This is a genomic window from Kocuria sp. (assembly GCF_030536815.1).
GTDB classification, from domain to species: Bacteria; Actinomycetota; Actinomycetes; order Actinomycetales; family Micrococcaceae; genus Kocuria; species Kocuria gwangalliensis.
Map to the genome: position 1 here is coordinate 1 of NZ_JAUNPE010000075.1, position 11,426 is coordinate 11,426.

9 protein-coding genes and 1 riboswitch are annotated in these 11,426 nt (G+C 66.3%); of the genes, 7 read left to right on the top strand and 2 right to left on the bottom strand.

The window, feature by feature from the left end:
- Nucleotides 1-54: 54 nt before the first annotated feature.
- Entirely contained in the window at nt 55-1,431 is a 1,377-nt protein-coding gene (locus Q4E95_RS08220; RefSeq protein WP_303382840.1) for an LLM class flavin-dependent oxidoreductase, read from the bottom strand.
- Between the two features lie 49 nt (nt 1,432-1,480).
- Nucleotides 1,481-2,860, bottom strand: coding sequence for an MFS transporter (locus Q4E95_RS08225; protein WP_303382841.1), 1,380 nt, complete (start codon nt 2,858-2,860; stop codon nt 1,481-1,483).
- Between the two features lie 46 nt (nt 2,861-2,906).
- A riboswitch (SAM riboswitch) is annotated at nt 2,907-3,025 on the bottom strand.
- 239 nt (nt 3,026-3,264) lie between these two features.
- On the opposite strand from Q4E95_RS08225, the gene Q4E95_RS08230 reads away from it, so the two are divergent.
- The 7 genes from Q4E95_RS08230 to Q4E95_RS08260 all read left to right on the top strand — a co-directional run.
- The gene (locus tag Q4E95_RS08230; protein ID WP_303382842.1) at nt 3,265-3,630 is read left to right on the top strand and encodes a DUF6504 family protein; all 366 of its coding nucleotides are present in this window, start codon (nt 3,265-3,267) and stop codon (nt 3,628-3,630) included.
- Between the two features lie 31 nt (nt 3,631-3,661).
- The gene (locus Q4E95_RS08235; protein WP_303382843.1) at nt 3,662-7,198 is read left to right on the top strand and encodes a DNA polymerase III subunit alpha; all 3,537 of its coding nucleotides are present in this window, start codon (nt 3,662-3,664) and stop codon (nt 7,196-7,198) included.
- Nucleotides 7,199-7,268: 70 nt separating this feature from the next.
- Nucleotides 7,269-8,486: a metallophosphoesterase family protein gene (locus Q4E95_RS08240; RefSeq protein WP_303382844.1), complete on the top strand. Its 1,218-nt coding sequence runs from the start codon at nt 7,269-7,271 to the stop codon at nt 8,484-8,486.
- Nucleotides 8,487-8,599: 113 nt separating this feature from the next.
- Nucleotides 8,600-9,670 (top strand): App1 family protein, encoded by a 1,071-nt coding sequence (locus Q4E95_RS08245; RefSeq protein WP_303382845.1) that lies wholly within the window; start codon nt 8,600-8,602, stop codon nt 9,668-9,670.
- 347 nt (nt 9,671-10,017) lie between these two features.
- The gene (gene nrdH, locus Q4E95_RS08250; RefSeq protein ID WP_303382846.1) at nt 10,018-10,254 is read left to right on the top strand and encodes a glutaredoxin-like protein NrdH; all 237 of its coding nucleotides are present in this window, start codon (nt 10,018-10,020) and stop codon (nt 10,252-10,254) included.
- A 120-nt stretch (nt 10,255-10,374) separates the two neighbouring features.
- Nucleotides 10,375-10,869 carry a class Ib ribonucleoside-diphosphate reductase assembly flavoprotein NrdI gene (gene nrdI / locus Q4E95_RS08255; RefSeq protein ID WP_303382847.1) on the top strand — a complete coding sequence of 165 codons (495 nt, stop codon included), beginning with the start codon at nt 10,375-10,377 and terminating at the stop codon, nt 10,867-10,869.
- Nucleotides 10,866-11,426 (top strand): ribonucleotide reductase N-terminal alpha domain-containing protein (locus tag Q4E95_RS08260; protein ID WP_303382848.1); only part of this gene is annotated, 561 nt, incomplete at its 3' end. The genes nrdI and Q4E95_RS08260, both read left to right, overlap by 4 nt.

Here is an 11,426-nt window from a genome sequence, read left to right on the forward strand (position 1 = left end):
GGGAAAATCCCAAGAGCCCGTCGAGTTCTTGGGATTTCCCGGACAAGAAGTCAGTCAGCTCCGGAACGTTGCCCCCGGATGGTCCTCGCGCAGCCGCGGCCCGGCCCCGCCGAAGACCTCGCGGGCCGTGCGGGTGGCGGCGGACGCGGCGGCGTCGGCGGCGGGAAGGAGACCGCGTTCGCGCAGCACGGGCGTGACGAACCGGCCGAAACGTTCGAAGTCTGCCGGGCGCACGCACGCGTTGATGTTGAAGCCGTCCACGTCCGCGACCTCGACCCAGCGTTGCAGCTCATCGGCGACCTCCTCGGGGGAACCCACGAACACGGGACCGCGCCCGCCAATGGCCACGAACTCCGCCACCCGGCGCGGGGTCCACGCGCCCTCGGAATCCAGTTTGGTGAACGAGGCCAGCGCCGAACGGTTCGCGTCCGTCTCCACGTGCTCGAGCGGGGCGTCCGGATCCGCCTCGGACAGGTCCACACCGGTCCAGCCGGCGAACAGAGCGAGGGCGGCGTCGACGTCCACGTACTGCTGATAGGACGCGAGGCGCTCGCGGGCGGCCTCGGACGTCTCGGCCACGACCACCGCGGCGTTGGTGAAGACCTTGACCGAACGGGGATCGCGCCCGTACCCGGCGGCGGCCTCGCGCAGACCGGCGGTCCACGTGGCGACCTGCTCCGGGGTGGGCCCGGAGAAGAACACGGCCTCCGCGTGCTCGGCCGCGAACTTCAGCCCGCGCGGGGAGGCGCCGGCCTGGAACAGGAACGGGGTGCGCTGCGGGGTGGGCGCAACCAGGGCGGGCGCCTGAACGTCGAAGTACTCCCCGGAATGGCCCGCGCCCCGGACCTTGTCGGGGTCCACGACGACGCCGCTGGCCGCGTCCGCGACATAGGCATCGTCCGTGTAGGAGGCCTCCCACAGTGAGTAGACCACGTCCATGTATTCGTCGGCGCGGTCGTAGCGCTGGTCGTGGGGCAGCTGCTGACCCAGACCCAGGTTACGCGCCGCCGACTCCTGATAGGAGGTCACCACGTTCCAGGCGATGCGCCCGTCGGTCAGCGCATCCAGGGTGGAGAAACGGCGGGCCAGATCGTAGGGAGCCGCGTAGGTCACGGAGGCGGTCACACCGATAGTGAGGGTGGTGGTGGCCTTGGCGAGCAGCGGGGCCAGGATCAGCGGATCCAACTGGGGCACCTGCACGCCACCGCGCAGGGCGGCGTCTGCCGAACCCCCGTAGACGTCGTAGAGTCCCAGGACGTCGGCCAGGAACAGGCCGTGGAAACCCGCGTTCTCGATGATCTGCGCTTGCCGTTCCCAGTGGGACAGCTGCGCGTAATTGCGCGACCGGTCCTCGGGGTGGCGCCACAGTCCGGGGGACTGGTGGACGGGCACGGGCATTTCGAAGGCGTTGAGCAGCAAGGGGCGGGGCACGAGGAGTCCTTTCGGGGTGGTGCGGGGGCGTGTGCGGGGTGGTGCCGGGTCAGTACTGGGCGGTCTCCGGTGCGTCCACCACGGTGTCCTTGGCCAGGCGGCCGGTGACCACGGAGATCACGGCCAGCAGGCTCAGGTAGCCGCACAGCAACCAGGGGGAGCCGCCGGTGGCCACGAGCCACGCGGCAATCATGGGCGTGAGGCCCCCGGAGAGGATGGTGCCCACTTGGTAGCCCAGGGACACCCCGGAGTAGCGCAGGTGCGTGGGGAACTGCTCGGCGAACAGTGCGGCCTGGGGGCCGTAAATGCTGTCGTGCAGCACGGCCATGCCGATCAGGTACACCAACGGAAGGAGAACGAGAGGCCCGTGGTCCAGGAAGTAGAAGTACGGCCACACGAACACGCCAATGGCCGCGGCGGCGATCACGGACATGCGGCGTCGTCCCACGCGGTCCGAGAGCCAACCCCAGAACGGGCCGCCCACCAGACCCACGGCGGCGGCGATCAGGATGGAAATCATGACCCACTGGCTCGCGCCGCGTTGCTGGGTCACGTAGGTGAGCGTGTAGACGGTGAGGATGGAGAAAATGGCCGGCTGGATCATGCGCTGACCAATGCACACGATCACGCCGCGGGTGTGCTGGGTGAGCACTTCGCGCACCGGCGACGCCGCCGCGGTCTTTTCGCGCCTGACCTCCTGGAATTCCTCGGCGTCCGTAATGCCGGCGCGGATGATCAGGCCGATGATCACGAGCACGGCCGAGAACAGGAAGGGTACGCGCCAGCCCCAGGCCTGGAACTGCTCGGCGGTGGTGAGGCCCTGCAGCACGGCGAAGAACGAGGTGGCCAGCAGCATACCGGCGGCCGAACCGACCTGGGTGAAGGAGCCGAACAACCCGCGCAGGCCCTTGGGTGCGTGTTCCACGGAGAGCACCGCCGAACCGCCCCACTCCATGCCGGCGGACAACCCCTGCGCAATGCGGCAGACGACCAACAGGGCCACGGCGAACCAGCCGATTTGCGAGAAGCCCGGCAACAGACCAATCACCGTGGTGGCCACGCCCATGATCAACAGGGACGCGACCAGCAGCGCCTTACGGCCGATCCGGTCACCCAGGTGCCCGGCAATGATGCCGCCCAGGGGACGGAAGAAGAACGCAATGGCAAAGGTCGCGAACGAGGCGATGATCGACCCCACGCCCGAACCCTGCGGGAAGAAATAATGACTGAACACCAGAGCGGCGGCGGCGCCGTACAAATAAAAGTCGTACCACTCGATGGTCGTGCCCACGAAGGACGCCGCGAGCACGCGCTTCTTGTCGCGCACCGCCGCTCCTACGTTTGAGAGCGCGTGATCCGTGGCGGGTCGGGCCTGTCGGGTGGGTGATGAATCGGTGACCGTGGGCACCGGGGATGTGGTGGGGGCCATGACACTCCTCATGACGGGGCGTCACGGAGCAGTGCTGGTGAGCCGGACGCCGTCCTTGCCCGCGCCGGAACTGACGGCGGGCCGAATCATCACCTGGGGCACCCCACGACAGCGTCTGAGGGTTGCCGTCCGGCCAGCCAGGGCTTCGCACCGGAACTCGTGATTCTTATGGCGTGAACCTAACCACACGAACGTTGAGCGCCGTAAATGATGAAGTTTTGTGACTGCCGGTACAACGACGCCTTGTACGACGACGTCCCGTACGGCACGGCCGCCGGGCATCGTGGTGGCCGTCGGGGCTTTCCGGGGCCTTTCGGGATGTTCCGCTTATGCGTGTCAGCGACCCTTGGCACTCTCACAGTAGTCGAATAAAGTTTCGAATACACCGGGAGGGTGGACGAGTCATGACGGTACTGACTGCGGTAGAACATACGGACCTCACGCGGAGCAAGACGCACGGCGCGGTGCGGCTCGACGAGGGTTGGGGCCAGCCTTGCGAGGTGCACTGCGATGAAGCGGGAGCTCCGTGCGAGCTGGTGTTTCGCGGCAGACTGCACCGCATCACGGCCCCGCCGCAGCGCTGGTATGAACGTCGCCGCTGGTGGGAGCTGGAAGAGAGGGTTCCGCGGGAAAGCGGACAGTCCGTGGTGGACCGGCAGCACTGGCGCGTCCAGGCGACTCAACGCGGGGCCGTGGAACCTCGCACGCTGGAATTGGTGCGTCATGAGATCACCGGTCACTGGTGGCTCGTGGCTGACCAGGGGGTTTGACATTAATAGAACAAAGTTTCGAATATGAGGTATGCGTTTTCCTCATTTGCGCGTGGCCACCGCCTACAGCGCGCACTACGGCGTGGCTCGCCCCCAGGAGCTCGCCCAGGTAGCGGCGTCCCACGGGGCGCAGATCCTGGCGTGCACGGACCGGGACGGCTTGTACGGGGTGGTCAAACACGTGCTGGCCTGCCAACAGCACGGGGTGGCTCCCGTGCTGGGAGTGGACCTGGCGCTGCTGGGGCCGGTAGCGGCGTCGTCGGGGAAACGCGCTGGAGCCGCCACCGGCCGGCAGGGTCAGAACGGTCGTCCCCGGCGCGGCACTGCGCCGCCGCCCCGGGTGATCGGGCGCGTGGTGGTGCTGGCCACCGGTGGCAACGGAGGGGCCGGGTACGCGGCACTGTGCCGGTTGGTGTCCGCAGCCCACCGGGGCCACGACCACCATGGCGCCCACCCCATCGGACTGACCCGCGACCAGATCGCCCGCCACGTACACCGCGCCGCGGGCGGGGGAGCTCCCGGCCTGGTGGTGCTCACGGGCCCGGACTCGGACGTGGGATCACTGTTGGTCCGGCGCCGGTACCGGGCCGCGCGCACGGCCCTGCGCGCGTGGAAGCGCGTACTACCGGCGGGGTGCCTCATTGTGGAGACCGCAACCCACCTGGCACCGCAGGGCAGTACCCTCAGCACCGGTCACGCCGTGCGGATGCTCACCGTGGGACGTGAGGCCGGGCTGCCGGTGATCCTCACCAACGCCGTGCGCTACGCCCACCCCGGGCAGGCCGTCACCGCGGACGTGCTGGACGCCGCTCGCACACTGATGTCCCTGAAAGAACTGGCCGGTTCGGACCCCGGGGTACTGCAACCCACGGGACAGGGCTGGCTCAAGGACACCGCGCAGATGACCCGGCTCGCCCACGAGATCTCCTCGGCCGCGGACCTGGGCGCCCCCGGGGCCGCGCACCTGCTCGCGGACACCTACCGGCTGGCCGAACGCTGCAGCCAGGACCCCGTCACGGACCTGCACGTGGGACAGCCCGTGATCCCGGAGGCCTCCGTCATCGGCCTCAGCGCAGACCCCAATGCCCAACTCAGGACCCGCTGCTACACCGGCCTGGAACGATTCCACTCCCGCCAGAACTGGGACCGCACCGTCCCCGGCCTGAGCGGGGAATCGCTGCGCTCGCGGATGGACCGTGAGCTGGACGTGATCGCGCAGTTGGGGTTCGCCGGGTACTTCCTGACCGTCTCGGAGGTCTCCGAACTGATGACCCAGCTGAAGGTCCGGCATGCGGCCCGCGGGTCGGCGGTGTCGTCCCTGGTGGTGCACCTGCTGGGGATCTCCCCGGTGGACCCGCTCGAATACGACCTGGTGTTCGAACGTTTCCTCTCACCGCGGCGTAGCACCTTGCCGGACATCGACATAGACATGGAGAGCGCGCAACGGCACAGGATCTACCACGAGATCTTCCAACGCTTCGGCAGCAGCCGGGTCACGCTCATGAGCATGCAGAACGCCTACCGTTCCAGGGGCGCCGTGCGGGATGCCGGGTTGGCACTGGGGATGGGACAGGAGATCGTGGACCATATTGCGGAGCAACTGTGGCGGGTCCCGGGGGCCACCCTGCGCGAAGAAATCGCCCAGCGTCCCGAGCTGACTCGCCTGGCCGATGAACTCAAGGCCAACCGGCAACTGGACCTGCTGGTGGATCTGACCGAACGCCTGGACCGGCTGCCCCGCCACATCTCCATGCACCCGTGCGGGGTGATCCTCTCGGACGCAACCCTGTTGAACCGCACGCCGGTGCAGGCCAGTGGCATCGGGTTGCCCATGTCCCAATTCGATAAACACGACATGGACCCCATGGGCCTGATCAAGCTCGACATCCTGGGCGTGCGCATGCAATCCACCCTGGCCTACGCGGTCCAGGAAGTGGCACGGATGGAACCCGAGCGCCCCGCTCCGGATCTGGACGCCATGCCCCGCGACGACCCGGACACCTTCCGACTCATCAGCTCCACCCACACCCTGGGGTGCTTCCAGATCGAATCCCCGGGACAGCGCGAACTGATCGGCACCATGGGCCCGGAGGAATTCAACGACTTGATCGTGGACATCTCCCTGTTCCGCCCCGGGCCCATGCAGGCATCCATGGTGCGCCCCTACCTCAACTCCCGCCACGGCTGGAGCACCCCCGAATACCCCCACCCAGACCTGGTGGACATTCTCAAGGAGACCCGCGGGGTGGCCGTCTACCACGAGCAGATCATGCGCATGATGGACCGGATGACCGGTTGCGGACTGGCCACCGCGGATGAATGGCGGCGCAAACTCGGCTCGGAAACCGAACAGCGCGTGGAGGACACCTTCCGCAGCGGGGCACTCGCCCGCGGCTACGACGCGCAGACCGTGGACAAGGTGTGGGGCATCCTGCACGCGTTCGGCAGCTTCGGGTTCTGCAAGGCCCACGGCGTGGCCTTCGCCGTACCCACCTACCAGTCCGCGTGGTTGAAAACCCACCACCCGGAAGCCTTCATGGCCGGGGTCTGGGAACACGACCCGGGCATGTACCCGGCCCGGTTACTCGTGGGGGAGGCCCGGCGCATGGGGATCCCCGTGCTCGGCCCGGACATCAACCGCAGCGTGGACCACCACCGCATCGAAGCCGTGAGCCCCCGGCCGGGCACCGTGGAACCCGGAGACCTGGACGGGGGCATCCCCTACACCCGCGGCGGGGCCTGGGGGATCCGCATGTCCCTCACCAGCCTCACCGGAATCAGCAGCCCGGAAATCGAACGGATCGTGACCGGTCAGCCCTACACCACCCTCACGGATGTGCGCACCCGGGCCAGGCCCTCCCGGCGGAGCCTGCAGCGACTGGCCTCGGCCGGGGCCCTGGACAGTCTCCTGAACACCTCCGGCGCTCGCGCCTCCCGCACCGACCTGGTGACCCACCTGACCCGGCGGGCCGATCAGCCGGCCACCACCCGCAGCGCCTCCGCCAAGGGCCAACCCGGCCCCGGTCAACTGAGCCTCCCACTGGGGGACCTGGAACTGACCGGACTGCCGCCGGAACAACCAGAACCCAGCACCGAGGAAAAGGTGCGCGCGGAACTGGACACCATGAACATCGAGGTCTCCGCCCACCTCATGGACGGCCATGCCGCCCTCTTGCGCTCCTACGGGGTCACCCGGGCAGAGGATCTGCTGGGATTGCGCAGCGGCACCGAAATAGTGGTGGCAGGGGTGCGGGTCTCCACCATGACCCCGCCCATGCGCAGCGGCAAACGCGTGGTGTTCATCTCCGTGGACGACGGCTCGGGTGCGGTGGACTGCACCTTCTTCGACGAGGCGCAGGCCCTGTCCGGACACGTGCTGTTCGCCCCCACCATGCTCCTGATCCACGGCCACACCCGCCGTACCGGCCCCCGGGGCATCGGTGTCCAAGCGGTGCGCGCGTGGGACATGACCCGCCCGGAGACACTGCCCGATCCCACCACGGTGCTGGGTTCCCACCCCAACCCCAGCCGTGCGCCTGCACGAAACCCCCAGGTCACAGCCTCTTAACTCACGCTCCCTACGGTGTGAGTCAGCAGCCGCCATCAGCAGCCAGGATTTCCTCACACCAGGAGCAGACATGTCCGAGAACACCCCTCGCCCCAGCCGCCGGAACCTGATCACCGGAGGCAGCGCGCTCGCCGCCGCAGGCGTCCTCAGCGCCGCACCCACCGCCGCCCAAGCGGCACCAGCCACGGTGGCCCAGCGTCACGGCCAGGGGCACGGTCAGATGCCGCTGTCCTTCGGTAAGAACGGCACATTCAAGATCGTCCAGTTCAACGACACCCAGGACGGCCCGCTCACCGATCGGCGCACCGTTGAATTCATGAGCCAGGTTTTGGATCGGGAGAAACCCCAGTTCGCCCTGATCAACGGGGACGTGATCAACGGCTCCCCGCGCACCGACCGCGAGGTCAAACAGGCCATCAACAACGTGGTGCTGCCCATGGAATCCCGGGGCATCAAGTGGGCCGTGACGTTCGGCAACCACGACGAGGACTCCACCGAGGACAACGGCACCAGCATGTACGAACCCCAGTTGGTCGAGTTCGTACGCCAGTACAAACACAACCTCAACCCCGGTGACGACCAGAAGGTCTTCGGCTCGTCCAATGCCCAGTTACTGATCCGCGCCTCCCGGGGTAACGCCCCCGCCTTCGCGGTGTGGCTGCTGGATTCCGGCCGCTACGCGGAAGACAAGCCCGGCGGCCAGGATCGCGAGGGACTCATGGGCTACGACTGGATCCGACCCCAGCAGATCCGCTGGTACAACGATCTCTCCGCGGAGACCGAACGCCGCTACGGGAAGAAGATCCCGGGTCTCATGTACTTCCACATCCCCACGTGGGAGCACCACCACATGTGGTACGGCCAGCAGTTCACCTCCGACGATCAAGGCCACGCGGCCGCCGTGAAACGCCACGAAATCGTGGGGGAGAAGCACGAGAACGTCTACACCGCCATGATCAACTCCGGCATCTACGCCGCCGCCAAGGAACGCGGCGACATCCTGGGCATGTACTGCGGTCACGATCACATCAACACCTACATGGGAAACTACTTCGGCATCGAACTCGGGTACGGGCCGGGCACGGGCTTCGGCACGTACGGTCTCAACGACGGCACCCGGGACCAGCACACCCTGCGCGGGGCCCGCGTGTTCGAACTCGATGAGCGCACCGATCGCATCTACACGGGTACCCGCCTGATTTTCGCCAAGGACCTCGGCATCGACATGGCCCCCGAGACCCAGCCCATCGAACGCCCCGAACGCTTCCCGCGCTACGTACGCGGCTGAGTTCGACGCCGACGGCGCTCGCGAACCCCCGGGTGCCGCCGCGGGCCGGGCCGAACCACGGCACGGTACGCGGCGGCGTCGTGCGCGGGAACAGCTGTGGGAGACTGTGAAGCATGGCGAAACACACCGGTAGCGGGGACCTTTTTCAGACCGTAGATCAGGTTACGGAAGAGGCCATCAACATCGGCTATCGGTGGGAGCAGAAGCTGCACCGGTGGCGACAGGCGCGCGCCGAGCAGCGCGGTGACCTTCCCACCATGCTCGCGTTCGACGGTTACGGCAGCACCCGGCACGTCCGCGTGCTGGGACGTGTGCTGCTCAAGACCCGGCAATTGATCGCGGCCACCGACGACTCCACCGAGTTCATCCGTGGCTGGCGTTCTTTCACCTCCATTCCGCTGGCCTTCGCCCATGTCAACGTGTGGCTGGGGGATCACGAGTTCCATTTGATGGCCGACAAGGGCGGCGTGATCGACGCGGACCTGCAGGTGAGCATGGAGCCGGGTGTCTACACCGTCTATATGCAAACCGATGGGTCCGAGGTCACCGAGGCCAGGGTCACCATCGTCTCGGAGAATCAGAGTGTCGGCGTGGTCTCCGACGTGGACGACACCGTGATGGTCACCGCCCTGCCGCGCCCCATGCTGGCGGCGTGGAACTCGTTCGTACTCAACGAGCATGCACGCACACCCACCCCGGGCATGGCGGTGCTCATGGAGCGGCTGCGCAACCACCATCCCAAGGCGCCGTTCCTCTACCTCTCCACCGGCGCGTGGAACGTTGCACCCACGTTGCGCCGGTTCCTGAGCCGCAACGCCTACCCGGCCGGAACGCTGCTGCTCACCGACTGGGGGCCCACCACGGACCGCTGGTTCCGCTCCGGCGCCCAGCACAAGGTACAGAACCTGCGGCGACTGGCCAAGAACTTTCCGCACGTGCGGTGGATCCTGATTGGCGACGACGGACAGCACGATCCGCAGATTTACTCCGGTTTCGCCCAGCGCCACCCCGAGTCCGTGGCGGCCATCGTGATCCGCAACCTGTCACCCACCGAAGCCGTGTTGGCGGCCGGTGCGCGCGCCACCGAGGATCGTACGGTGTCGATTCCGGAAGGCACCCTGTGGATCGAGGGCAACGACGGCGCATCCATCTCCTCCCAGCTCCACGAAGCCGGCCTACTGTAGGGGTCACCTGACACCGAAACCGGCGTGTCGAGAACGATCTCGACACGCCGGTTTTTTAATTTTTGGGTGTGTTCAACGCCTCCCCAGTTGTCCACAGGGCGGGCCGATTCCGCGAGTTCTCGCGCCCGTTTCCGCACCGGCCTGTGGACAGTGAGGGGATAACCGAGAGACACCTGTGGATTAAGGCCACCACATCATCTTGGGGGCACTTCTCTTGTCTGGCACTAGATGTAGTATTGACGCAGTCATACAGAGCACTTGACGCAACCAGCGGTAACACACCAGATGTGTCACGATCGCCGCGGAAGCGCAGTACTCCCGCCACTAGTTTCCGAGGGGATTGGGATATGTCCGTCACCGTGTACTCCAAGCCGTCATGTGTCCAGTGCAACGCCACCTACCGTGCCCTCACCAAGAAGGGCATCGACTACACCGTGGTCGACGTGACCGAGGACCCGGACGCCTACCAGCACGTGGTGAGCCTGGGTTACCAGCAGGTCCCGGTCGTGGAAACCGCCCAGGATCACTGGTCCGGTTACCGCCCGGACAAGATCAACTCCTTGGCTGTTCTGCTCTCCGCCTAAGAGCGCTGGCGTCAAACCCGCAGCCGTCAAGAAACCCGACGCCCGCCCGCGAACCGTCGCGGCGGCGTCGGAATTCTCCCCCGCACCATAGCCCGACAGCCAGAATCGAAGTGACACGCCATGAGCACTTTGGCCACCGTGTTGGCCGCGGCTCAAGAACGCGAAAGCCATCGACTCGATGTCACCGCGGGGGAGGAATCCCCCCTGGTGGTGTATTTCTCCTCGGTCACCCGCAACACCGACCGATTCATCCAGAAGCTTCCGGTCAGGTCCTTACGGTTGCCGTTGAAAACTTCTGAACCCACCCCCCAACTCACTGAGCCGTTCGTGTTGGCCGTGCCCAGCTACGGCAGGCCCGGCGGCGCCGGATCGGTTCCCCCTCAGGTTGTGAAATTCCTCAACCAGCCCGTCAACCGCCAGCACCTTATGGGTGTCATAGGCGCGGGAAATACTAATTTCGGATCACTGTTCTGCGTAGCGGCGGAAAAAGTGGCCGTGAAGTGTCAAGTGCCCCTGCTTTACAAGTTCGAACTCATGGGCACCGACCAAGACGTAGAAGAAGTCACTCTAGGATTGGACAAGTTTTGGCAAGCATCCACGCAGCCCCGGGACTGAGCGTTGAACCGGGCCACGAAGACCCCACCTGCCCCGAGCGCTACCGCGGCTTGGGCTACCACGAGCTCAATGCTCTGCTGAACTTGTACGACGCCAACGGCCAGATCCAGTTCGAGGCTGATCAGCAGGCCGCGCGCCAGTACTTCCTGCAGCACGTCAACAACAACACCGTGTTCTTCCACGACCTGGAAGAGAAGCTCAAGTATCTGGTGGATCACCAGTACTACGAGGCGGAGGTGCTGGACAAGTACAGCTTCGAGTTCATCAAGAAGCTCTCCAAGCAGGCCTACGCCCGTAAGTTCCGTTTCGAGACGTTCCTGGGCGCGTTCAAGTTCTACACCTCTTACACGCTCAAGACATTCGACGGTCAGCGTTACCTGGAGCGTTTCGAGGACCGCGTGGTCATGGTGTCGCTGTACCTGGCTGACGGTGACGAGGCCCTGGCGGAGCAGCTCGTGGAGGAAATCATCACGGGCCGTTTCCAGCCGGCCACTCCCACGTTCCTCAACGCCGGCAAGAAGCAGCGCGGCGAGCTCGTCTCGTGCTTCCTGCTGCGC

Coding starts and splice junctions, on each gene's coding strand:
- Q4E95_RS08225 (WP_303382841.1), bottom strand. CDS start 2,860: ATGGCCCCCACCACATCCCCGGTGCCCACGGTCACCGATTCATCACCC.
- Q4E95_RS08230 (WP_303382842.1), top strand. CDS start 3,265: ATGACGGTACTGACTGCGGTAGAACATACGGACCTCACGCGGAGCAAG.
- Q4E95_RS08235 (WP_303382843.1), top strand. CDS start 3,662: ATGCGTTTTCCTCATTTGCGCGTGGCCACCGCCTACAGCGCGCACTAC.
- Q4E95_RS08240 (WP_303382844.1), top strand. CDS start 7,269: ATGTCCGAGAACACCCCTCGCCCCAGCCGCCGGAACCTGATCACCGGA.
- Q4E95_RS08245 (WP_303382845.1), top strand. CDS start 8,600: ATGGCGAAACACACCGGTAGCGGGGACCTTTTTCAGACCGTAGATCAG.
- nrdH (WP_303382846.1), top strand. CDS start 10,018: ATGTCCGTCACCGTGTACTCCAAGCCGTCATGTGTCCAGTGCAACGCC.
- nrdI (WP_303382847.1), top strand. CDS start 10,375: ATGAGCACTTTGGCCACCGTGTTGGCCGCGGCTCAAGAACGCGAAAGC.